This is a genomic window from Paenibacillus sp. FSL R7-0048 (assembly GCF_038004505.1).
Lineage (GTDB): Bacteria > Bacillota > Bacilli > Paenibacillales > Paenibacillaceae > Paenibacillus_AQ > Paenibacillus_AQ odorifer.
This window is the reverse complement of the sequence record NZ_JBBORF010000001.1, coordinates 2656908-2682483: the sequence shown is the minus strand read 5'-3', so window position 1 is coordinate 2682483 and position 25576 is coordinate 2656908. Positions and strand designations below refer to the sequence as shown.

The 25576-nt window shown below is 42.9% G+C and carries 17 protein-coding genes; 5 read left to right on the top strand and 12 right to left on the bottom strand.

The genetic code is table 11. From position 1 onward, the window contains the following. Positions 1-73: 73 nt before the first annotated feature. The 5 genes from NSQ91_RS11595 to NSQ91_RS11575 all read right to left on the bottom strand — a co-directional run bounded on the left by NSQ91_RS11595 (position 74) and on the right by NSQ91_RS11575 (position 7718). Positions 74-2491: a glycoside hydrolase family 31 protein gene (locus NSQ91_RS11595; protein WP_256716678.1), complete on the bottom strand. Its 2418-nt coding sequence runs from the start codon at positions 2489-2491 to the stop codon at positions 74-76. Positions 2492-2513: 22 nt separating this feature from the next. Further along, on the bottom strand, positions 2514-4118 hold the full coding sequence (locus tag NSQ91_RS11590; RefSeq protein WP_076305633.1) for an extracellular solute-binding protein: 1605 nt from the start codon (positions 4116-4118) through the stop codon (positions 2514-2516). 48 nt (positions 4119-4166) lie between these two features. Beyond that, a complete protein-coding gene (locus tag NSQ91_RS11585; RefSeq protein ID WP_076130365.1) occupies positions 4167-5090 on the bottom strand; it encodes a carbohydrate ABC transporter permease in 924 nt (307 codons plus the stop codon). 17 nt (positions 5091-5107) lie between these two features. After that, positions 5108-6031, bottom strand: a complete 924-nt coding sequence (locus tag NSQ91_RS11580) for an ABC transporter permease (RefSeq protein WP_076130366.1) — start codon at positions 6029-6031, stop codon at positions 5108-5110. Between the two features lie 82 nt (positions 6032-6113). Beyond that, positions 6114-7718, bottom strand: a complete 1605-nt coding sequence (locus NSQ91_RS11575) for an extracellular solute-binding protein (RefSeq protein ID WP_076130367.1) — start codon at positions 7716-7718, stop codon at positions 6114-6116. A gap of 256 nt (positions 7719-7974) precedes the next feature. On the opposite strand from NSQ91_RS11575, the gene NSQ91_RS11570 reads away from it, so the two are divergent. Together NSQ91_RS11570 and NSQ91_RS11565 are read left to right on the top strand one after the other, a co-directional pair. Further along, the gene (locus tag NSQ91_RS11570) at positions 7975-9699 is read left to right on the top strand and encodes a sensor histidine kinase (RefSeq protein WP_076130368.1); all 1725 of its coding nucleotides are present in this window, start codon (positions 7975-7977) and stop codon (positions 9697-9699) included. Positions 9700-9713: 14 nt separating this feature from the next. Continuing rightward, positions 9714-11324, top strand: a complete 1611-nt coding sequence (locus tag NSQ91_RS11565; RefSeq protein ID WP_076305632.1) for a response regulator transcription factor — start codon at positions 9714-9716, stop codon at positions 11322-11324. A 2028-nt stretch (positions 11325-13352) separates the two neighbouring features. On the opposite strand, the gene NSQ91_RS11560 is transcribed toward NSQ91_RS11565, so the two are convergent. Next, complete coding sequence (locus NSQ91_RS11560; protein ID WP_076280902.1) at positions 13353-14447, bottom strand: glycosyltransferase; 1095 nt, start codon at positions 14445-14447, stop codon at positions 13353-13355. Between the two features lie 181 nt (positions 14448-14628). Here NSQ91_RS11560 and NSQ91_RS11555 point away from each other — a divergent pair, with 181 nt between their 5' ends. Then, positions 14629-15510, top strand: coding sequence for a DUF4850 domain-containing protein (locus tag NSQ91_RS11555; protein ID WP_248547999.1), 882 nt, complete (start codon positions 14629-14631; stop codon positions 15508-15510). Positions 15511-15641: 131 nt separating this feature from the next. Beyond that, positions 15642-16454, top strand: coding sequence for a bifunctional hydroxymethylpyrimidine kinase/phosphomethylpyrimidine kinase (thiD, locus tag NSQ91_RS11550; RefSeq protein ID WP_038570000.1), 813 nt, complete (start codon positions 15642-15644; stop codon positions 16452-16454). A gap of 199 nt (positions 16455-16653) precedes the next feature. Here the strand turns inward: thiD and NSQ91_RS11545 are convergent, their stop codons facing one another. The 6 genes from NSQ91_RS11545 to NSQ91_RS11520 form a co-directional block, all read right to left on the bottom strand. After that, the gene (locus NSQ91_RS11545; protein WP_036689741.1) at positions 16654-17997 is read right to left on the bottom strand and encodes a glycoside hydrolase family 30 protein; all 1344 of its coding nucleotides are present in this window, start codon (positions 17995-17997) and stop codon (positions 16654-16656) included. A 63-nt stretch (positions 17998-18060) separates the two neighbouring features. Continuing rightward, entirely contained in the window at positions 18061-19698 is a 1638-nt protein-coding gene (locus tag NSQ91_RS11540) for a sugar ABC transporter substrate-binding protein (RefSeq protein WP_038569996.1), read from the bottom strand. 55 nt (positions 19699-19753) lie between these two features. After that, entirely contained in the window at positions 19754-20641 is an 888-nt protein-coding gene (locus NSQ91_RS11535; RefSeq protein ID WP_036689738.1) for a carbohydrate ABC transporter permease, read from the bottom strand. 14 nt (positions 20642-20655) lie between these two features. Then, on the bottom strand, positions 20656-21597 hold the full coding sequence (locus NSQ91_RS11530) for an ABC transporter permease (RefSeq protein WP_036689816.1): 942 nt from the start codon (positions 21595-21597) through the stop codon (positions 20656-20658). A gap of 179 nt (positions 21598-21776) precedes the next feature. Beyond that, the gene (locus NSQ91_RS11525) at positions 21777-22784 is read right to left on the bottom strand and encodes a LacI family DNA-binding transcriptional regulator (RefSeq protein ID WP_036689737.1); all 1008 of its coding nucleotides are present in this window, start codon (positions 22782-22784) and stop codon (positions 21777-21779) included. 171 nt (positions 22785-22955) lie between these two features. Further along, on the bottom strand, positions 22956-23858 hold the full coding sequence (locus NSQ91_RS11520) for an ArsR/SmtB family transcription factor (RefSeq protein ID WP_076130581.1): 903 nt from the start codon (positions 23856-23858) through the stop codon (positions 22956-22958). Between the two features lie 150 nt (positions 23859-24008). Between NSQ91_RS11520 and arfA the strand changes: the two genes are divergently transcribed. After that, positions 24009-25514, top strand: coding sequence for an arabinosylfuranosidase ArfA (gene arfA, locus NSQ91_RS11515; protein ID WP_076187265.1), 1506 nt, complete (start codon positions 24009-24011; stop codon positions 25512-25514). Positions 25515-25576 lie beyond the last annotated feature (62 nt).

Genomic DNA, 25576 nt, shown 5'->3' with positions numbered 1-25576 from the left:
ATAAAAAAGAGGTTCTCTTTATGCCAGCGCACAGAGAGAACCTCCTTTTTTATTAAATTAAATGAAATAGTGCTTAAAGTCTTGCCGACAGTATTTCGCATAACGCTCCATACAGTGTATGTTCAAGATCCAACGAGGCAAGAGAAGCCAGGGCTGCCATCGGCGTTACTGCTGCTTTGACTACATGGTAAATTTGTTCTTTCAATTGGAAAAGAATTTGCGCACGGTTCAGAAGGCTGAACACCTCATCATCTACCGAATTCACCGCAATCCGGGCATCTGTGAACGTTACCTCCAATGAATGCTCTACCGCTTGATCCGAAATCATGATCGTAAGCGTATGTGTAGCCTCATCATAGTCCATGTTTGCTTCGATTTCTGTGCCGCCAGCGAATACCTGTACCTTCGTATCAGCAAAACCAACAAAGGACAGCTTCCACGATCTCCGCTCAGGCACAACCTTTGTATTTCCCTTAGCAGAGAGGATCTTGAAGCTCGCTCTATCCCCCATTTCCAGGATCATTTCTGTATCACACCATTGATCGTCCTGATCCTCCGCAGTATCGCCCTCATCCTCCCAAAGATGAAAATGACCCCTTCCTCCCGCAAATACACGGACCTCCATATGCTTCGGATTATCCACTGAAGAGGTAAATTGCGTCAGATCTGCCATAGGCACAATAGCACCCGCTTTAGCTAATACAGGGATATTCTCAAGATTGCGATAAAGAGAAAGCTTTCTGCCACCGTCGTACACTCTTCCGTTAAAAAAATCTATCCAAATCCCTTCAGGTAACCAAGCCTTAAATTCGGCAACGCCTACCTTTGGGTTGACCGGCTGTGTAATCGGACAGGCAATAAGTTCCGTTCCGAAATAATATTCATTGGGCACTTCATAGGCTTCATTCGACAACGCATGATGATAATACATCGGTCGGATTAACGGAAGACTATCGCGGCTGGCGTAGCGATTCATGGTGTACAGATAGGGAAGTAAACTATGCCGCAAGCGCAGGCAATCCTTCATCACATCTTCCGCAATCTTATTGAATCGCCATGGCTCCTTGCTGTTAAAGGCACTAGCAGAACTATGTAACCGCAGAATAGGTGAAAACACACCGAATTGCACCCAGCGCATTGCCAACTCATCGTCTAAATAACCATTCATATGGCCCCCGATATCATGGCTCCACCAACCATATCCCACGTTAGCGGCGTTGGCTGTGAAGTATGGCTGGAAATCCAGCGACTCCCAAGTAACAATGGTATCTCCAGAGAAGCCCACAGGATAACGATGGCTGCCAAGACCTGCATAACGGGAAAAAGTAATCTGCCGGTTGCCTCGCCGGCCGCTATCCAGATAGTGATAATGGTTCAGCATCCAAAGCGGATCTAGTCCCGGTACTTTAGTCACTCCACCCTGCTGCCAATCAATCCACCAGAAGTCCACACCTTCATCCTCTAGCGGATGATGCAGAAACTTAAAGTATGCCTGTAAAAAATCCGGGTCCGTAATATCAAATTCCACAGCATCCCCTTTTTCCGGGTCCATCCCCATCTCCGCAGCAATGGCCAGATAAGGATCTTCAAACGCCCGTACACCGTCTGCTGGATGTACGTTGAGCGTTACTCGAAGACCTTTTTCATGCAGCCATGCCAAAAATCTTTGAGGCTCCGGAAACAGTTCCCGGTTCCAGGTATAACCCGTCCAACCACTGCCATACTGCGGATCAATATCGACGAGATGCCAATCCATATCTATAACAGCGACGGAAAACGGAATTCGCTCGAGCTCAAACCGCTCCATTAACGCTTTGTATTCTTCTTCTGAATATCGGTAATAACGGCTCCACCAGTTGCCAAGGGCATAACGTGGCAATAGGGGCGTACGACCGCAAAGGTGATAGAAATCCTTCAAGCAGTGCAAATAATCATGACCGTATCCAAAAAAATAAACATCGAGGCCAGCCAACGCCCGTAGCTCGACCCGTCCATCCTCTTCCAGTACTAGGGAGGTGCTATCATCAACTAACGTATACCCCGCACGTGAAAGTAGTCCGTACTCCAGCGGAATGGCACCATCTGCATTATCCAGTGTACGTGCTGTTCCTCCCAAATCTTGGACTGTATCTCCATAATTCCAGACACTCATTAGGTGACCCGCTTCGTTTCTCACCCGAACACTGAGACCATGCCGGGAGAAAGGCTGCTTGTCATAAGTTAAATGCAGGCGCTCCGTAATCAACTCAAGTTTATTCCCCAGATCCATTACGCGGAACTCTGGAACCGGGAAATTGCGATTCACAACGGTCTGCGACGCCCGATCTTCGAAAAAACCTTCCTCACTATATTCCATCCGGATAAGCTCCGGAGTTAAGACAGTGAACCGATAGCACTCCCCCTGAATAATCGCGTCAGCATTACTGCCTGGTTCAGAATGCAGCTTTAATTGGGCCGCCAAAGGGGTTGGCTCTTTCATTATATTTCCCATCAAGTAAAAACCTCATTTCTTGTTATTCAACGCCCATATAACGGCTGAAAGCATCTGTCCGAATTTTCACCATCTTTTCGAGGCCCATCCCCCGTAGCTGCTTCACATAGTCATCCCACTGCTCGTCAATATCACCTGAGATTATAAATTGAGCACGCATTGTATTGACGTAACTATCAATATCGGTGGTCAAGGTCGGTAGCTCCTGAAACTCTTCTGCAGTGTACATTACGTTGGGGAAAGGTGGTGTTGTGTAGTTACTTCCCAGCTTATCGAGTTGTAGCTTCAGTCCATCTCCGGTTTTAGGATTTAGAAAGATAGTCTTTTCAAAAGCTGGGTTTACATATTTCGGCCCAAAATCCCGGAGTGACTGTTCCCAATACCAAGCATCCGCACTGGTGCCGGTTGGAGGGTCCATCAATGTATACGTACCGTTGTCATTTTTCTTAATCACCGTTCCAATGGCACCCCAGAAATTCTGAATGCTGGCTTCATTGGTATAGAACTGATCCGCCCAGCGTGCTGCAATTTCTGGATACTTGCAGGATGTGGTGATCAACAGCTCGTTGCGTTCCAGATTCATCCCATACGGGTTCCCAACGGTGTAGCGCTTCCCGTCTGGTCCAGCAATTGGCGGAATGGTCACATATTGATCACTCCATTTGCCAAACATAGCGTCTGGCGTCCACTGATAAGAGAAGCCTACGATTGGAGCATCCGGATTTAGAAACTTTGCCGATCTCATCGTTTCGTCTTGAGTGAATACTTCTTTATCAAGTAATCCGTCTTTAAATAATTTGCTCTCCCATTTGAGCCCTTCTTTGTATTCCTCTGAAATCGGGTAATAAACCGCATTTCCGTCCTTGACCACCATGAAGTTATTATTCAAATCTGCAATTCCGAAGGGACTGATTAGATCATTACTTAATTCGATAAAAGGAATCTCATCCTGTTTTCCGTTTCCATTCGGATCTTGTTCTTTGAATGCTTTTAGCACGTTATAAAGATCGTCTATCGTATCCGGTACCTTCAAACCCAATTTGTCCAGCCAGGTTTTATTAATCACAGGCTGACGTGAGCTTTTAGGACGTGAGGGTAATCTTGCAGGCAGCGAATAGATTTTCCCGTCAGGAAAGGTGCTGATTTTTTTCATTTCCGGTGTTTCTTCCATAGCTGCTTTGAGATTAGGCATGTTTTGCTCAATATAATCATCTAGCGGCCGAAATAAGCTTAAATTATTGACGATATCCGCATCTCCAAAGGTCTGACTCCCTAAAATGATATCTGGAAGTGTGCCACTGGCCAGCATAATAGACTTCCGTTCACTCCAATCATTGGAGGACATCACCTGCCACTCGATTTTGACATTCGTGTTCTTCTCCAAATCCTTGAGCCATTGATTCTCGGTAAAAGAATCTCCCATGCTTACCCACCGGACAGTGAGTACTTTCAGCGTCACAGGCTTATCCACTATCGGCAATCCTTCTTTGTTAAATTCGCCCGGCTCAGGTTCAACAGAATTAACCCCATTGCTCCCTTTACAGGCAGTAAGGCTAGCAAGCAACGTTGTCACTAAAAGAATGACGGTGATTGTTCTATATATCCTGTTTTTTTGTTGCTTTTTCATAACGTTCTTGCTCCTTACGAATGAATGTTAGTAGAATAGCCGAATGTACTATTCCTTCACTGCGCCGATCATTACCCCTTGGTTAAAGTATTTTTGTACAAAGGGGTACACACACATAATCGGAACCGTTGCCACGATAATAACAGAATACCGCATCATATTGGCGAGTCGTAGTGCGATTTGCGCAGCTTCCCCGGTTCCCATCCCCGATTGCATCTGATTGGTGATCAGAATATTTCGCAGAATCAGCTGCAAAGGATACATATTAGGATTTTTCAAATAGATCAAGGCATTAAAATATGAATTCCAGTAACCAACGGCGATCCATAGACCCAGCACGGCAATAATCGCCTTCGATAGTGGCAAAACGATCTGTACAAAATATCGAAGATTTCCACAACCATCGATCTGTGCAGCTTCCCATAAATCTCCCGGAATACTCGACTGAAAAAAGGTGCGGGCAACGATAATGTTAAACACCCCAACGGAGAAAGGCAGTACCATCACCAGAAATGTGTCGTACAGATGGAAATCACGGATCGTTAGAAAAGTCGGAATTAACCCTCCATTAAAAAACATCGTAAAGATGAAAAACAGGGAAAGATATTTTCGCCCCACAAGATCCTTTCTGGACAACGCATAGGCCGCAGAAATATTTACAATTAAACCGATTGCCGTCCCTACCACCGTATACATGATGGTATTCCAGTAACCGATCCAAATATTTTCATGACGCAGCAGCTCTTTGTAACCATCGAAGGTGAACCCTTTAGGAAATAACCAAACCTGCCCCCCCGCCACCGCGGAAGGATCACTGAACGAAGCAATGACGATAAAATACAGCGGATAGATTAAGATAACTAGAAAAATTGCTGATATAACATACATCACTATTTCCATTATAGTATCCGAAGAACGATTCTTCTTTATTTTCCCCACATTCCCTTTAGTAACTGTCTCTAAACCTCCCATTTCAATTCTCCTCCCTTCTACCACAAGCTATTTTCGCTTAGTTTTTTAGAAATCTGATTGACCATGATCAATAAAATAAAATTAATAACGGTGTTAAACAGGTTGATCGCCGAGGAAAAGCTGTATTGACTGCTGAGCAAGCCAATTTTGTAGACATAAGTAGAAAGAATTTCGCTTGAAGTGATGTTCAAGTCATTTTGCATTAAGTACACTTTTTCAAACCCAACCCCAAGCAATCCACCGACCCGCAAAATAAGCAAGGTTATCGCTGTTGGCATCAGCATCGGAATATCGATATAACGAATTTTATGCATCCGGCTTGCTCCGTCTACGGTTGCCGCCTCGTACAAGCTAGGATCAACTGCGGAGAGCGCAGCGATAAAGATAATGCTGTCCCAGCCGACATGCTGCCACACATCCGACCAAACATATACACTGCTGAATAATCCAGCGGAGCCAATCAGATCAGGAGCCTCTTTTCCAAAAAGACTATATATATTGCCCAGCAGTCCGGTGCTAGGTGAGAACAAAATCATCATTAAACCCACCATTACTACTGTGGAGATAAAGTGCGGCATATAGGACACCGTCTGGAAAAAACGTCTGAACCGGTTAGGTCTCATCTGGTTAACCATCAGCGCCAGTATAATTGGAATCGGAAAGGTAATCAGACTGTACACACTGATGATCAATGTGTTTTTAATCGTTGATGAAAATTGATAGGAATGAAAAAATTTCTCGAAGTACTTGAATCCAGCCCAAGGGCTGCCTCCAATTCCCAACGCCGGGCTATAATCCTTGAAAGCAATCAGCACCCCGTACATTGGCTTGTACGCGAATAATAACGTCAGAACTACAGCAGGAAAAAGCAATAGATAGAGACCCCAATTTTGTTTGATTTGTCCGAATTTCCGCCCGAAATGAAGTGGACTAGATTTCATGACATCCCCTCCTTATTTAAAATAGAGAATGCTACCCCACAGCTATCCTGCAGGGCAGCACCTTTTTCGAAAGACGAATAGGTTATTTCACGTTCATATAACGGCTGTAAGCATCCGTGCGAATCTTAACTAACTTTTCAAGTCCCATTTTATTAAGCTTGCTCACATAAGCATCCCAGCCCTCGTCAATTCCGCCTTTGCTAATAAATTGCGCCCGCATAGTATTCACATAGCTGTCGATATCCGTAGTCAAGGTTGGCAGCTCCTCGAACTCCTCAGAAGTGTACATTACGTTAGGGAAAGGTGTGGTTACATATTCACTGCCCAGCTTATCCAGCTGCAGCTTCAGTCCATCTCCACTTTCAGGGTTCAGGACAATTTTCGATTCAAAGGATGGGCTCACATATTTCGGTCCAAAATCACGTAGCGATTGATCCCAATACCAAGCATCTGCGCTGGTTCCAGCTGGTGGATCCATCAATGTATAAGTGCTATCATCGTTTTTCTTAATAACCGTTCCAATCGCACCCCAGAAATTCTGAATGCTCGCTTCGTCAGTATAGAACTGATCTGCCCAACGTGCGGCAACCTCAGGATATTTGCAGGACGTGGTGATCAGCAGCTCATTACGGTTAAGATTCATCCCAATCGGATTCCCGATCGTATAACGTTTACCATCTGGTCCGGCAATCGGTGGAATCGTCACATATTGATCGCTCCATTTCCCAAACACGGCGTCTGGAGTCCATTGGTACGTAAAGCCTACGATTGGAGCATCCGGATTCTGGAACTTAGCCGATCTCATCGTATCGTCCTGAGTGAATACCTCTTTATCTAGCAAGCCTTCCGCATACAATTTATTTTCCCATTTGAGACCTTCTTTGAACTCCTCCGAAATAGGGAAATATATCGCTTTTCCGTCCTTGATGATCATATTATTGTTATTTAAATCGGCAATTCCGAAAGGACTAATCAAGTCATTACCAATTTCAATAAAAGGAATCTCATCTTGTTTTCCATTCCCATTCGGATCTTGTTCTTTAAAAGCTTTGAGCACGTTATAAAGCTCATCAATCGTTTCAGGCACCTTCAAGCCCAATTTGTCCAGCCAGGTCTTGTTAATCACAGGCTGACGTGAGCTTTTTGGACGTGCAGGAAGTCTTGTTGGCAGGGAGTAGATTTTCCCGTCAGGAAATGTGCTGATTTTTTTCATTTCTGGGGTTTCTTCCATAGCTGCTTTGAGATTAGGCATATTTTGCTCGATATAATCATCAAGCGGCCGGAAAAAGCTCAGATTATTTACGATATCGGCATCCCCAAAGGTTTGATCTCCCAAAACGATATCCGGAAGCGTGCCACTTGCCAGCATAATCGACTTCTGCTCACCCCAGTCATTGGAGGACATTACTTGCCAATCGATTTTGACATTCGTATTTTTCTCCAGATCCTTCAGCCATTGGTTTTGCGTAAAGGTGTCCCCCATACTCCCCCAACGGACAGTCAGCACTTTAAGTGTCACAGGCTCATTCACAATCGGCAGACCTTCTTTGTTATAGCTGCTCGTTTCATTTGTCGCTGCATTATTCCCGTTGTTACCGCCGCAGCCAGCAATTCCAAATACCATCGCAGCCGCCAGCAGACCCACAGTCCATTTCTTTGCAGTTTTTTTCTTACTGTGTTGACTCATCTCTTAATCCCCCATTTCAATTTATCAAAATGCATCTGAATAGCTTTATAATAACTTCTTATTTTTTCGTATTCCGGACACATTAAGACGGTTATCCAGACCTTTGAATTCGCTTACAAAAAATACAAAAGCTAAATGCTCTACTTGGGGAGATTTAATAACAGTATCCCGACTTCTGTATGTGCTATCCGGACTTTGAGGGAAATCACTAGCGAGTTCTTATGTTTTTTTCACGCAGAGGTTTTATAATGACTTTATGATCAAAAAAACAGCGAAACATAAAACCTACCCCATTCGCCATTATATAAAAGTCATGATGTTGGTTTCATTCACAGTCCTTATTCTGGATTTAGGAATCAGCATCGCTTCCATTTCCATCGTTAAGCAGCAGTCCACTCGGAATTTGCAGGATACTGCGGCGCTTTACATCAATCGTATTAATCATGATTTTGCCTACATTAATCACTATATGGGCTGGACGCTTGGGAACGATGAGAGCTTACTAACGATGAATACTTACGGGGTCAACAGTATCGAGTTCTTAAAGGCAAATGATAATCTGTTCAAACGCTTTACCGAGCTGCAAAAAAACTACGGGCATGAGTATAACTTCTTCTACTATTTGAAAAATGAGACCTATTTTTTGAATTGCGCACCGATCAGCGTAACCTATACGGATTACAGGGAGCTGAAAAAGAAGATTATTTCTTATATTGATGATAAGGAGATGTATGAGAAGTTTTATTCCAAATGGACGCCTATTCTTGTGAACAACCATTATTATGTAATTAATATCGTGCCCTATTACAATCGCTATTTAATTGGACTGATCTCCGCAGATAATCTGATCCGGCCGCTACGCCAAATTAATCTTGGCGCCAATGGTTATGTTTCTCTAGTAGATGAGAATGAACAGCCTTTAACCAGTCCGATCTCCAATAGCGGAACGTTAATAACGGAAAATGAGGGATTCGCTAATCTTTTGCAATCGCGTACAACAATCAACAGCGCATTCTCAGACACCACCTTCAGCACCAAAATGGTCATTAAATATGGCATATTCGAAAAAATCATGATTGCCCAGCTGCTTATTATGTTATTGTTCTTCATTGTGACCTCCACGTTATGCATTGTTCTGCTCTTTTTCAAAAAAAGAGTGTTAGGTCCGATTCAAAGCTTCTCCGATAACCTTGCTTTCATTAATGAGTCTGGGCAACCCGCAGATTTCAAAAGCAGTGAGATTATAGAGCTGGAACAAGCAAACACTCAGTTTAAAGGCTTGGTTGAACAAATCAAAACCTTTAAAATCGCTATGTACGAGCAGGAACTGGAGAAACAAAGAATACAGCTGGACTATATGAAGCTACAGATTAAACCACACTTTTTCTTAAACTGTCTGACTAGCATCTATAGCATGGCGCAAATTCATATGTATAAAGAAATTGAAAATATGACGTTGTCTACCTCTAAGTATTTCCGTTACATTTTTCAGAATGGCGAGAATTTTGTCCGGTTGGAGGATGAAATCGAGCATGTCCGAACCTACTTGGAGATTCAAAAGCAACGTTATCAGGACGCATTTATTTATTACATCGAACAAGAGGATCAGGCAGGCAGTGTGGAAATTCCACCGTTAGTGCTGCAAACCTTTATCGAAAATTCAATTAAATATGCGATTTCACGCGAACATGAAGCCGAGATCAGACTTACAGTACAACGATTACAGATGGAACAGGAAGAAGAAATGCTCGTTATCCAGCTCACCGACACCGGTCCCGGTTTTCCACCTCAGGTGTTAGAGAAACTTAATCTTGGAGAGCCCTTGGATCAAAGTAAAGGTACGCAAATCGGCATTATGAATACGCTTAAAAGACTAGAGTACCTATATTTAAAAAGAGCAACCGTCACCTTCTCCAATTTGGAGGGCGGCGGTGCTAGTGTAATCTTATATCTTCCGAAGCTTCCTAATAAATCTAAATGAATGGAGAGCAAACTATGAATGTACTGCTTGTTGATGATGACTTTTATGTTATTGCCGCATTGCAAAAGAAAATAGATTGGGAATCACTCCACATTGATACTGTTTATACGGCTAATAATGTCGCTCAAGCACGTGAAATAATAGAAAAGCATTCTGTTCAAATTCTGATTTCAGATATTGAAATGCCGCAGGGCAGCGGACTGGAATTACTAGCATGGATTCGCGAGGGAAATTATAGTATTCAGACAATTCTTCTTACCAATTATGCAGATTTCAACTATGCGCAGAAAGCAATCGAATTGCAGAGCTTTGAATATTTCCTCAAGCCCATTGAATTTGACAAGCTGATGTTGATCATCCAAAAGGCGGTCACCCAAGCAAAAGAGCAGCAAAAAAACGAAAAAGCCATTCAGGGCGGTTACTTTTGGCAAAAAAATCAGGCGAAGATTCTTGAACATTTTTGGCGGAAGCTAGTTAGTGGCAGTACATCATTTCCGATTAAGTTGGCAGACATCACACATGCCATTGAAGAACAAAACCTCTCCTATCAAATGAGCGATACTCTACAGCCTTTGATATTTAACTTATTCCCTTACAATGGCAGCATGGGAAAAGAAGAAAAGGATCTGTTTGATTTTGCCCTGCTAAATGTATTGTACGAATTGTTTCAGCACCCTTGTTTTACCATCGAAAGCATTCTGGAATATAGAGATTATAACTGGATCGCCATTTTAAAATGGAACCAGGCACCAGACACGCAACGGCTTGAAGCATTATGTTCTTCTTTTATTCAAAAGGCGAATCCTTATTTAAAATGTGATGTCTGCTGCAATATTGGCTTATACGATAAACTGAGTAATGTAGGGAATGTTCTAAAACAATCCCTGACTATGGATGAGGAAATTACGAGATGCAGAAATCAGACCTTTTTGGTGGAGGCTTATCTGCAGCAAAATAAACCGGGCTATGCACCACCGGATCTTGCCTATTTGGAAGAGCTGCTGAACCAGAATAAATTCACTGCTTTTCTTGTAGAAGTTACACAATATTTAAAGGTCATGCTTAACAATAGAACACTTGAGACCTCTGTCCTTAGCTTGTTCCGTTTAGATGTAGTTCAGCTAGTCTATTCATTTCTCAACCTGAAAGGGATACGATCGCACAAATTATACTCTGGCAAAACTAATGATAAATTATCTATGCACTCTTTGGATTCAATCGAGGATATGGAAGAATATCTTAAATACCTTGTCACTACAGCCATGAAATATCGTGACTTTGCTGCCCAGCCTAAGTCCGTCGCAGAAGAAATCAAACAATACATTCATTCACATTACGGCGATGACCTGACCCGAAATGATTTGGCTGAAATTGTTTATCTCAATCCTGATTACCTGGCAAGGATATTCAAACGAGAAACTGGGGTTTCATTAGGAAGCTACGTCATCCACGTCCGAATCGCTGCTGCGAAACATCTATTAGAAACCACAAATATGTCTGTATATACCGTCGCGAACAAAGTCGGCTATAGCAACTACTCCTATTTCTCCAAGCTTTTCAAACAAGAGGTAGGTCTCCCTCCAAACGATTATAAGAAGGAACAACAATACAATCCAGCTTACTAAAAGAGGGTAACCAAGCATCTAGTTCATGGATGCTGGGTTACCCTCTTTGGGATATCTTCTGAATATTAATTACTGTCTACCTTTACTCCTACGCTGCCGGGCGTCATTTACGCCGAACATTACTCTTACATCTAGTAACCCCCGCCCCACTCTCTCCCCTCTGATGCTTTCGGACCCAGATGACGCTATTTGCCCATTTATCGCCTTTTGAGCACAGTTTCGGACTCCAGTGCATCTATTCATGAGATATTGCTCCAAATCGAGTGTGTTTCAGGTCAATAGCGACTATGCAGTCCGTTAGAATTCCAAATGTGCCATATAGCAGCGTTTAAGGTCGGCTGAGTCCGATAGCTACTTCGTACGCGGAAATCTGGAGCCAATTAGCGAAGCTTGCCGGGGATCAAGGGGACAGCACAACTCCGCCAGTAACTATCCGCTTCACTCTCTCCCCTCTGATGCTTTCGGACCCAGATGACGCTATTTGCCCATTTATCGCCTTTTGAGCACAGTTTCGGACTCCAGTGCATCTATTCATGAGATATTGCTCCAAATCGAGTGTGTTTCAGGTCAATAGCGACTATGCGGTCCGTTAGAATTCCAAATGTGCCATAAAGCAACGTTTAAGGTCAGCTGGGTCCGATAGCTACTTCCTACGCGGAAATCTGGAGCTAATTAGCGTAGCTTGCCGGGGATCAAGGGGACAGCGCAACTCCGCCAGTAACTATCCGCTTCACTCTTGCACACAGTAATCATCCACCGCACCTTTACTCCTACGCTACCGGGAATCTTACACCTCATACCTTACTCTTACACCCAGTAATCATCCGCCACGCCTTTTCTCCTACACTACCGGAGTCATTTACGCCGAGCTTACTCTTACAACCAGTAACCACCCGCCCCACTCTCGCCTCAGGTGCTTCCGGACCCAGATGACGCTATTTGCCCATTTATCGCCTTTTGAGCACAGTTTCGGACTCCAGTGCAACTATTCCTGAGATATTGCTCCAAATCGAGTGTGTTTCAGGTCAATAGCGACTATGCGGTCCGTTAGAATTCCAAATGTGCCATAAAGCAACGTTTAAGGTCAGCTGGGTCCGATAGCTACTTCCTACGCGGAAATCTGGAGCTAATTAGCGTAGCTTGCCGGGGATCAAGGGGACAGCGCAACTCCGCCAGTAACTATCCGCTTCACTCTTGCACACAGTAATCATCCACCGCACCTTTACTCCTACGCTACCGGGAATCTTACACCTCATACCTTACTCTTACACCCAGTAATCATCCGCCACGCCTTTTCTCCTACACTACCGGAGTCATTTACGCCGAGCTTACTCTTACAACCAGTAACCACCCGCCCCACTCTCGCCTCAGGTGCTTCCGGACCCAGATGACGCTATTTGCCCATTTATCGCCTTTTGAGCACAGTTTCGGACTCCAGTGCAACTATTCCTGAGATATTGCTCCAAATCGAGTGTGTTTCAGGTCAATAGCGACTATGCGGTCCGTTAGAATTCCAAATGTGCCATAAAGCAACGTTTAAGGTCAGCTGGGTCCGATAGCTGCTTCCTACGCGGAAATCTGGAGCTAATCCGCGAAGCTTGCCGGGGATCATAGAAAAGCCCAAGACTACCAGTAACTATCCGCCTCACTCTTACATCCAGTAACCACCCGCCCCACTCTCGCCTCAGGTGCTTCCGGACTCAGATGACGCTATTTGCCCATTTATCGCCTTTTGAGCACAGTTTCGGACTCCAGTGCAGCTATTCCTGAGATATTGCTCCAAATCGAGTGTGTTTATGGTCAATAGCGACTATGCGGTCCGTTAGAATTCCAAATGTGGCATAAAGCAACGTTTAAGGTCAGCTGGGTCCGATAGCTGCTTCCTACGCGGAAATCTGGAGCAAATCCGCGAAGCTTGCCGGGGATCACGGGAAGGTTCCCCACTGCCAGTAATCTTGCAAGCTCCAAAAAAAACATAAATGCCCCAGCAGTCATAATCAGAACGGCTGGGGCATCTCTTTTACTAAATTAAGCCTGAAGCGCTACATATTTATCGCCAAGCAGATTTTTAAAATAGGTGCGATTGTATAACATACTAGGATGGGATGGATAAAAACTCAACGCCGTTTCATTGTGATGATTCGCCTTCTCGTGTTGGCCGAGACGATCATAACAAAGTGCCAATTGAAGATGCGGCAGCCAGGTATAAAAGATCCCATTCTTCATCCCCATCGAATCGTTATCCCGCGGTAGCTGAATCGCTAGCTCATACCAGTATGCGGCTGGATGCAACTGGCCTTTTTCCAGCAGAAGTGCCCCCAGTCGGCAACAGAACTCTGACCGTGGTTTATCATACTGCAAGGTTTTACATAACGCTTCAAAAGCACCGTCTTTATCCCCCAGCCGTTCCCGGCATTCGGCAAGCTTTAGGCAAGCCTGGAAATTATCTTCAATCCAGCCCTGCCCACCCGCTAAGAAAATCTCATAGTATTTGCAAGCCTCTTCATTTATAGCATGATCCCTTAATTCATTCGCATAATAATACTGGTCTCTCGGCGAAAATACTTCACCCTGTGCAACACGTTTTTGATAAATCCGCAAATTACGATCTGTGTATTCCTTATCTTTCTCATGTGTGATGCAGACATCACTACTAAAAGAAGGACCACTTACCTCTAAATACTCATGAACAGGCCCAATCCATTGAAAGTTGCAGCTGCGCCGAACCAGCCTGTTGCGGCGTAAACTAGCTGTGACATTTCCCGCTTCGTCAAAAGCCAGATTATATTGCATGTTCACACTGTGAATATGTCCTGGCAGGATTTCTTTTAGTTTTTTAAAAAGAATCTGATCCTCTTCCTTTATATAATCATCCGCATCAAGCCACAAAATGTACTCCTGAGTAGCTTTGCTAAAGGCAAAATTACGTGCGGCACTAAAATTATCAATCCATTCAAAATCATAAATTACAGCTCCGAAGGACAACGCAATCTCTTTCGTTTTATCCGTCGAGCCTGTATCCACGATAACAATTTCATCTACGAGACTTGTAATGGTAGACAAACATCTGTGTAAGCTTTTTTCTTCATTTCGTACTATCATACATAAACTAATCGTAACCATACTCGCCCTCCTACACGCTTTGTTTGAAATTCTTTCTATATTGATATGCAGAGTTTAAGAAACGGACTCCCTCTATATCCCGCCCGATCATGAAGAACTTCAGAAATATAAAGGTTATTTAAGAAACTTTCCACTCCATTCTTAGGTCTATATAAGTAAGATCAAAGGAGGTACAACATATATGAAATCCAAACGAAGAGGAGTTAGAAACGGCTGGATCTTAACTTCAATATTGTGCGTCGTAATTGTACTAGTGCTGCTGATTGGATATAAAGGGCTCGACTGGGGTACACCTACCACACCACCCACATCCACCAACGCACAAACTAATAATGAAGCAGATAACAAACCCAGCTCCACTCAAGAAATGCTCGAATTTCCTAGCAGTGATCCCGATAATGGGCAGGTCATCATTCCACTGCACACTACGCTCGCGCAGCTACATATTGATAGTGGTGACGAATATGTAAATACAGAAATCCCCCCCATACCTGAAATGACCTTTGCTTTATCTCAAGACATGAAAAACCAAGTAGAAGCAACGCTGGTCTACCGCCCTGATATCGGTGGAGGTTATCTTCTACTCGCTCCTGCCGGATGGCAGGCTACCGCGGTTGTCGGCGCTAACGGTTCTTATGGAGTTACCTTTCAGGATCCGAACCATCCGGAACAAAACATGCACTATTCAGATACGGCTTGGACTTGTATAGGCTGTGCCATTACTGCAATCGGAGCCTATTTCCCGGAAAAAGCCGAATGGGCTGAAGCGCTGGGATTTACCATTAATAATCCGCTTAAGTTTAGCGAGCAGCATATTTTAGGTACTGCAGGAGCTGAAGCAAGAACGGTCAGATATACGCTTCAAGCAGACGCGAATGGCTTTCAGGATGAGGGTGCTGCCTATTACGATAAGGGAGAATGGGGTTATTTATTCCGCAGTATCGGAATACATCAAGCTCAAACATCCCCACAGCAGGAAGTAGTGGAGACCCTCATGAAGTTCTTTACAGATAATCATGGACCGCTCTTCATTGCTGACCCAAACGCAGAGAAGCTGGACTAAGGGTGGGAATTTTTAGAGAAAGGTATTTTCAACCTTGCTCTTGCTTTTAGAAAGACGTAGGTGCTATTTTTTGTTATAATCAATGCAATGCGTTGTTTATGAATTCAGACATATATAAAGGGGACGTAACCATGACTCAAATTATTAAAACTCTAACTATTGCAGGCAGCGACTCCAGTGGTGGCGCAGGCATCCAAGCGGATCTAAAAACATTTGAAGAGTATGGTACCTACGGCTTTAGTGCCTTGACCACTATCGTTACTATGGACCCGGACAACGGCTGGCACCATAATGTTTATCCAATTGATGCCTCCATTGTTGCTGAGCAGTTAAAAACTATTTTCGCTGGTGGCCCGGTTAATGCCATGAAGACAGGTATGCTTGGAAGTGTTGAAATTGTGCGCGTTGCAGAGCAAGCGATCAAAGAAAATCTTCAGACTAATGTAGTTATTGATCCAGTTATGGTGTGCAAGGGTGAAGATGAAGTCTTGAACCCTGACAGCGCTGAGGCTATTCGTGACTTATTGCTACCACTAGCAACTGTGGTCACCCCAAACTTGTTTGAAGCAGGTGTTCTTTCAGGTCTTGGCAAACTTACTACCCTTGAGGAAATGAAAGAAGCTGCCCGTCTGATTCATAAGCTCGGTGCACGTAATGTCGTGGTTAAAGGCGGCAAAGCACTCGGCGGCGATCAAGCGATTGATATCTTCTTCGACGGTTCTGAGTACACTGTATTCCAAACAGCCAAAATCGAACCCGCTCACAATCATGGAGCTGGATGTACTTTTGCCGCAGCAATTACAGGCGGTCTAGCTAATGGCTTAACGGTTCATGAAGCTGTTGCAAAAGCTAAAGATTTTGTCTCCGCAGCCATTCGTAATGGATTTGCGTTTAATGAATATGTGGGTCCTGTATTTCACGGTGGTTACCGTTTAGAACGTTAGAACTCGCAATCCAATTACACAAAAAAATAAATGGCAGTCCAGACGCTGAACTTCAGCTTTGGACTGCCATTTTTATTTACTATTATTGAAAATCCGTAAATTCAAAACTATGCTTACGAACATTGATTTTTTATACGATTATTTTCATAAAAAAAGCACCCGAATCAAGATTCGAGTGCTTCTGAGCTACGTCCTCTAATTATTTTATCAAAATGGATAAAGCACTTTTTGACGCCAAACGGAAAGATAATTCATCCGCTCCCGGCAAGTTCAAAGCCACATTCTCAGCCTTTTCACTATCGTTGAACAGAACAACTGCAATAGAGTTATCTGTATTCTTAAAAGCTACGGAACGAATCACTTCTTGATTGGTGGAGGCGTCAATGCGCACAGCCTTCGGACGAATAAATTTACTGAAATGGGCCAGCGCATAATAGTCGAGCGTATACGTAAGCTCCTTGGTCTCTTGGTTGACTGTCACAACACCACGACAAGTACTTTTGCCAAAACCCGGTACGGTTGGGCCGTTCTTTTCATCTAAGGCCATATTCCATAACACAAAGGATTTACTATGATTTCTAAGAATATCAATCCCTGTTCTCATTACATTGGAGAAGGCTTGTTCAAACGGAGGAATCCATTCTCCACCAGAACCTTCTGTAAAATGCACTTCTTTATCAGCAAAAGCTTTCAGAACCTCTGATTGCGCTGACGCATTGCCACCATACCAGTGCCAAGCTACACCATCCACTTCATCTTTTGCATAATCGAGCACGGTTAACGGATAATCTGGACGATCCCAGTTGTGGTCGTAGCAGAGAATTTTTGTAGCGATGTTATGCTTAACAAAGCTCGGCTTCAGGTAGTTTTTAATGAAATCTTTTTGCGCCTCAGGCAACATTAACATACTAGGGTAGTGTTTGGGTTCAAACAAAGGCTCGTTCTGTGGTGTTACAGCATAAGTTGGCAATCCGTGCCCTTCAAAAGCTTGAATATATCGAACAAAATAATCGGCATAAGCCTGATAATATTCTTGTTTAAGTTCTCCAGCAATCATCGATCCGCTAGTCTTCATCCAACCTGGTGCACTCCATGGAGAAGCCATCAGTTTGATCTCAGGGTTAATTTCCAGAGCTTGTTGCAACAAAGGGATAATGTCTGCTTCATCATGTGCGATAGAGAAGTGGGTCAATTCCGTATCCGTTTCCTGTGCAGGTCTATCATCATAGCTATAAATATCTCTAGCATAATCCGATGCCCCCATTGGATTTCTTAATACGGACAAACCAATTCCATCTTGTGCGTCAAAAAGCTTGCTCATGACTTCCTTTTTCTGTTCGTTGTCCAGGACTTGATTAATCAAATAAGCGGATGAATCCGTAAAGGATGCTCCAAAGCCATCCATTTCCTGAAAGGTTTGATTCTCGTCAATAGTTACAGTAGTGGTCGCCTCTGCGTCAGCAATTGGAGTTAATTGTTGCAGACTTTGCTCTACAAACAATGTATTCTCCCCGGTGGATTGATAAATTTTAAGCTCTGGCATGTTGTTTCCCTCCATCTTTCTATGAAGAGGCCCCAGTGAAGGGGCCACATTCTATTATCTAACTTATTTAAGGCCTAATTTTTCTTTGTTGTTTTTCATTTTTTCAGAACGAACTTCTACAATCTTATCCCAGTTGTTATCATTCAAAAATGTTTTGTAAGCAGCCAAGGTGCTGTCGAATGTAGCATCGTCTTTAGCACGGATCATACTTACAAGCGTAGTGTTCCAAGTAGTATCAATTGCAGTAAGACTGCGAGCTTCAGGCGTTCCTTGAGCCGGGTTAATGTTTTCAAGAATAAAGTGTGGTTTTAGCTTTCCTTTGCCCCACTCTTGCATTTGTTTAATGGAATCTGCGAATGCGTCATTACTCAGCGCTTTATCACGGTCATGTCCAAAGAACATAAATTCGCCCATCCGGTAATCTTTTTTGAATTTATCGGCATTATTTAATTGCAGGTCTTTGATTTCAGGCAAGAATTCAATTTTACCGCTGTCGTTAACTTTATAGGTCTCTCCTTCAATACCGTAGTTCATGAGCTTTTGTCCTTCGTCGCTGAGCAAATAAGTGTAAATTTGAATCGCTTTTGCAGGATCCTTAGCCTTTTTAGTAACATAGCTAATCATCCAACCTGTAATTCCGGATTGATTCAACGTTGGTTCATGTCCAACAGTACTTTGTGGGCCATCAATAGCGATATATTCCTTGCCTGGATTTTCTGTCATGAAGATTTGCAGGTTACCACTTTGTTGAGGGGTTCCATCCAAAAGTATTGTTGCATATTTACCGGATTTCACTTTTTCTTCAAAGGCAGTACCGTCATCAGCAAAGCTGTCATCACTGATATCACCATTTCTGTAGACTTCATTTAACGTTTTCAACCAAGTCAAGTAATCCTCATCCAGGTTACGGTTGTAGAATTCGCCATTTTCAGTTTCCATCGGCACTCCGATGAAATCCTCCAATACATCTCCCAAAGAACCAGTGCCTGAACCAATGGAGTTAAAACCAAAAGGAATCATGTCCGGGAATTGTTTTTTGATTTGTTGCATAACGCTCTTGAATTCCTCAGGAGTTCCAAAGCTTGGTTTTCCAATGGCTTCGTAAACATCCTTGCGGATGACAAAGGCTGTTTTAGCAGGGATGTTACCGCTATCATAATCGTTTTGCGTATTGGAATAGTTAGGGTATCCATAGGTCTTGCCATCTGCTAACTGGAACCAGTTCATCGTATCTTTTTCTGCAACTTTATTGAAATACGGATCATATTTATCTGCCAGATCATTTAAAGGCAATGCCCAGGTAGCAGCTTTTTGTACGACTGGAGAGTTGGAATCAAAAATAGTCAACAGATCTGGCATTTCACCGCCGGCAAAAATCGTATTCAGCTTAGTGTCATCGCCTGTAATGAATTTAATGTTGATGTTTAAATCCTCTTTAATTTTCTTGGTGACAAGGTCTTTTCCGAAATCAGTATTCCACCAGTCTGCATTCACGTACCAAGTCAGATCTGTTGTCTCTTTTTTTGTATCCAGCTTCCATGCCGGTGTTTCCGGATCTATAGTATAACGGCCTTCAATGGAGCTTAACTCTTTACTGGAGCTGTCAGAATTACCTTTCGATCCACAACCTGTAAATACTAATACAACAGCCATAAGTGCCGTACAAAGTTTGAGTCCTTTTTTCCCAAATGCTTTGTTCATCTTTTATTTCCCCCTAAAATGTTTTGTAAGCATTCACTACTTGGAGATTTACTTACTATTCCTTCACCGCCCCCATCATCATGCCTGAGATAAAGTACCTCTGTAATATTGGATACATCACAACAATCGGCAAAGTTGTAATGACAATTGTTGCTAGTTGAACCCCTTTAGTCGTAGTTTCGATAATCGCAGATCCACCAACATTTTGCATGGATTGTGTTTGCGACTGAACAATGATTTCATAGAGCTTCATCTGCAGCGGGTAGAGCGATTGATCGGTAATATATAACTTGGTAGTCATAAAGTCGTTCCACTGCCCAACCCCGTTAAATAACGCAATGGTGGCCATAGCCGGCATGGAAAGAGGGATAAAGATTTTTAGGAAAATGCGCCAGTCACCTGCACCATCAATTTTGGCTGACTCTTCAAGTGAATCCGGTACATTTCTGAAGAAGTTCATTAGAATAACTACATCATAATAACTGAACAAGGCCGGGATAATATAAACCCAGAAGCTGTTTAAGAGGCCTAATGATTTAATCAATAAATACGTAGGGATCATTCCACCAGAGAAAAACATAGTGATTACACCCATGGCAACATACAGCTTACGTCCACGTATGTATTTCTTACTCAAGCCATAACCGATCATGGCACAAAAGAATACGTGGGTAATGACACCAATGAATGTTTTGGCAAGCGATACTACGAATGCTAAACCAATGGTCTCATCTTGAAATACAGCACGATAATTTTCCAAGGAGAACTCTGGAGACCAAAATATGAATCCGCCTTCCGCAAGCGCCTTGCCCGAACTTAAAGAGGAAATGACTACATTCCATAAAGGAACGACAATAATGATTGTACAAATACAGAGCAGGATAATATTTAAGGTATTAAAGATTCGACTATCGAGATCTTCTTTAGCCACCGTACGATTCACAGAAATGCCTCCTTCTACAGAACTGATTGATTATCATTTAATTTACTGGATACTTTGTTGGCGCTAATCAGTAGGATGACTGAAACGATGGAGACACCTAAACCAACAGCAGTAGCATAAGAGAAGTCACCTTGCGTCATACCCATACGATACACATAAGAATTAATGACCTCCGCCTTAACGCGGTTCTGAGAATTCATCAATACCAGGGTTTGGTCCAGATTTGATCCTAATAAACCGCTTACAGTGAGAATCAGATTTAAACTGATAATCGGTTTCATGTTAGGAAGCGTGATATTCCAAATTTGTCTCATACGGCTTGCGCCATCTATTTTGGCAGCCTCATAATAAGTAGGATCAATTTTCGACATAATGGCTAAGTAGAGAATCGTTCCCCAACCAGCCTCTTTCCAAATATCGGATAACGTTGCAATCCACCAGTATTTATTCGCATCAAGCAAAATATTTACCGGTTTCGAAATCAGTCCCAAACTGAGCATAATCTCATTAAACATACCGGATGAGGAAAACCAGGCAATCAGCATCCCGCCGAGAACGATCCAGGACAAAAAGTGTGGTAAATAAGAGATGGTTTGCACTATCTTTTTAAAACGTCCACCACTTAATTCGTAAATCATAACGGATAAAATAATAGGAATAACAAACCCTATGGCTAATTTCAGAAAGCTGATCCCTAATGTATTGACTACAGCGTCCCAAAAATATTTATCAGATAAAATAATTCTGAAATTATCGAGCCCTACCCAAGGTGCAGAATCGAGCGTATCAATTACGGTGTAGCTTTTAAAAGCAATCGTCAATCCGTAAATCGGAATAAAACAAAAGATAATCATAAAAATAATTCCCGGGATGACCATGGATTGAATTTCCCATTGTCTCTTATAATCAATTACAAATTCTTTGACCCTCTGCCCCATAGGCTTTTTCCCGCTCATTGGATTCTTTCCGTTTGTTGGCACTACGGCTAATTTATCCACTTTTTCTTCTCCCCTCCAAATCATGATCCCCAAACAATAAAAACGTTTTTATTTTTTCGAAAAAAAAACCCTCCCAAAACAACAAAATTTTAAAAAATGATCGGGTGAAACCTTGAACCCATTGCATATATGTGTTCTTACCGACCAATCTTTACTTGACTAGAACCTCTTACAACTAATTCACCCGCCAATTTCATCATCTCGCCCTGTTCCTTCTTCTGAATCATACGAACGAGGTGATTAATAGCCAAAATACCTTGTCTAGCAATTTGATTTCTTACAGTAGTTAAAGGCGGTGAGAAATATTGCGCAATATCAATATCATCAAACCCCATAACACTAACATCTAGCGGAACTTCGTATCCATGCGATTTCAAAGCTTGAATACATCCAATTGCACTCAAGTCGTTCCCTGCTAAGAAGGCATCAGGTATTTTATCAGGACTATAGTGAAGAAAAGATTTTATAGCGTTGTAAGTGCTTTCTTCTTCAAAATATCCTTGTATAATATACTCTTCATGCGTGGGTAGCTGATACTGACGCAAAGCAGCTAAGTATCCTTCTCTCCGCTGAACACTGTCGTACATCTCATCCACACCAGATATGTAAGCAATCTTTTTATGCCCTAGACTGATTAAATATTTGGTCGCTTCAAACCCCGCTTCAAAGGAATCAAATATCACGCTTCCCATCGTGTCGTTCTTAAGCGGCCGATCCAGAAATACAGCCTTGATCTTGTCTTTCACCATTGCAGCAATTTCTTCTTCGTCTATTCTCAGCTCTTCGTAGATAATGACACCATCCACTCGTCGGCCTAGAATATTGCTCATAATCACTTGTTTATCCTTGGTAACAAATACATTCAGCCCGTAACCTAGCCGATCACATTCACGCGACATGGACTCAACCAGCTTATAGAAGTATGGACCCGACACACTTGTTGTGAAAAAACCCAGCATTTTGGTTTTCCCATTCCTAAGGAGCTTACCGTTCAGGTTAGGAACATAATTTAATCGCTTCGCAACCTTAAGAACATGTGATTTCGTCTCCGGGTTCAATACATCTACGTCATTTAGCGCGTTGGAAACCGTAGAAATGGAGACTCCAGCCTCTCTGGCAACATCTTTGATCGTTACCTTTTCCATAATGATTCAATCTTCCTTTACGAATAAAAACGTTTTTATAGATTTAAATTAACATAAAAACGTTTTCATTACAATATATTTTTTATTTTTATTTTATCAGAGGTAATAATTGGTACACAAGCTTAAATTTTCTACAGAATCTTATAAAACACCTCTTCTGCAAACTCGAAATCATTCATAATACACTCTAAACATAATGTCTTGCTCGTAATTCCCAAACCCACGGCCATATATGGTTAGTCCGCCTCTTCTCCGTCCGCTATTCTCTGCCGTTAAACGAAAGGTCCACTGATCCTGCTCTACTCGTACATCCTCCAAGGTAATATCTGAGATTTGCTGCCCATCCACAAAGGTTCCACCTGTATTAATCCGCAGAACCTTCAGCAAACCATATTGGTTAACATCTGAACGCCACCAAATGGGATTTAATCGTCCTCTAGTGAGGCCAAAGTCGCCCGGACTGGTCCATTTTCCTAAATCCTGACCATTCATCATAAAGCCAATATCCGACGGCCACTTCTCATTTACATGTGGAGCTTCGGAACCTATTTCTAGCGAAATCTCAATTTCCTGCACCACTTGATCTTGAAATAGATAATTTGGAATCTTGTACTCGATAGAACCTTTCGCAAACCATACAATGCCGGCATTCACCCGTTCCGGGTCCAGAAAATAACGTGGATCATCATAATAGCCGATCAGCTTCTCAGTAGTAGCAATCCCGCAGGTAGGTAAAGCCTGAATATCGGTATATTGCCCTACAGGGATAGACACCTCAACCACCTTTCTGGCAACTCCACGGGAGCCCGATAATTTAATCTGCAGGTAATTCGCAGACAAAGAACAATATTTATAGGTCCCTCCATTTACTCGTCTCATTTTAGAACTGATCAGGCCTGCTTTTTGCAGCTTTGCTACATGAGTACTGACAATTGCACTACTAAGGTAGAGCTCCGCTGCCAGCTCTTTGATGTGCATCTCTCTGCGGTCCAGAAGTTCAATAATTCGCAGCCTAACTTCACTTGCCAGCGCTTCATACACCTGCAAGGATTCAGAATCTGTGGTTAAGTACATTTCAACGTCTCCAATGCTTATTGAATTAGTATTTTAACGAATCCTAAATTAATTCATTGCTTATTATAAGCTAAAATCAGTATCATGTAATCATAAAACAATTACTTAATTAGTGAAATCATTAATTCAACTAGAGGGAGCTGTACACTCATGCCGATTAAATCGACAATGATTATTGACAAAGATTTCAGACTAGCTGAAGTAGACCCGCGGATCTACGGCTCATTTATCGAACATTTAGGAAGAGCAGTTTACGGTGGGATTTATGACCCGGGTCACCCTACTGCGGATCAGAATGGTTTTCGGAACGATGCCATCGAAGCTATTCGTGCCCTAAACGTTCCTATCATCCGTTATCCTGGAGGAAACTTTGTATCCGGTTACAATTGGGAAGATGGGGTTGGACCCAAGCATGAACGCAAGCAATCTCTTGAATTAGCTTGGTGGACCACGGAAACCAATCAAGTGGGTACCAACGAATTTGCAGATTGGGCTAAGCTCGTAGGCAGCGAAGTCATGATGGCAGTTAACCTTGGAACACGCGGCATCGATGCAGCTAGAAATCTAGTAGAGTACTGCAATCATCCTTCCGGCTCCTACTACAGTGACCTGCGGATCTCTCATGGGTATAAAGAGCCTCACGCTTTTAAGACCTGGTGCCTCGGAAATGAAATGGATGGTCCGTGGCAGATTGGAGCTAAAACCGCGGTCGAATATGGACGGTTAGCGAACGAAACTGCAAAAGCTATGCGCTGGGTCGATCCAACGCTTGAGCTTGTGGCTTGTGGCAGCTCCGGCAGCGGCATGGACACTTTTGCCGAGTGGGAAGCTACCGTGCTTGATCTTTCTTATGATAATGTGGACTATTTATCACTGCATACGTACTACAATAACAACAATGACGACACGCCTAACTTCCTAGCCCGCTCTATGGATTTGGATCATTTCATCAGCAGTGTGGCTGCCACCTGTGATTATGTTCAAGCGAAGAAAAAGAGCAAAAAGAAAATTAATCTGTCGCTCGATGAATGGAATGTATGGAAATCACAAGGCAGCAGCCGTGCCGAACAACATTGGCAGATCGCACCGCCAGAATTCGAAGATGTGTACACTCTTGAAGATGCACTTGTTGTGGGCTGCTGTCTTATTTCATTGTTGAAGCATGCTGATCGTGTGAAAATGGCCTGCTTAGCGCAGCTGATCAATGTAATCGCCCCAATTATGACTGAAAATGGCGGACCGCTTTGGCTGCAGACTACTTATTATCCGTACCTGCATGCTTCCCTTTATGGTCGTGGAACCGTACTTCACCCGCTGATTTCCAGCCCTAAATACGATTCCAAAGATTTCACTGATGTGCCTTACTTGGAAGCCATTAGTGTATACAACGAAGAGCTGAATGAAGTAACCGTCTTCGCTGTAAACCGCCATTTATCCGAAGGACTAGAGCTCGACGTGGATCTGCGCAGCTTCAGTTCCGTAAACATTATTGAACATATTGTACTGGAACATGAAGATATAAAAGCTGTAAATACCAAATCCAATCCTCATAACGTGATGCCTAGCCAAGGCAAAGCCGTTGTTGAGAGTGGACATGTAAAAGCCCTTCTCGCAAAAGCTTCCTGGAATGTGATTCGTCTGCGGGTGAACGGCTAAGCTAACTTGTAATAGTCATAGAAATGCCCCCATGAATCTTTAATAAGCCATCGATTCATGGG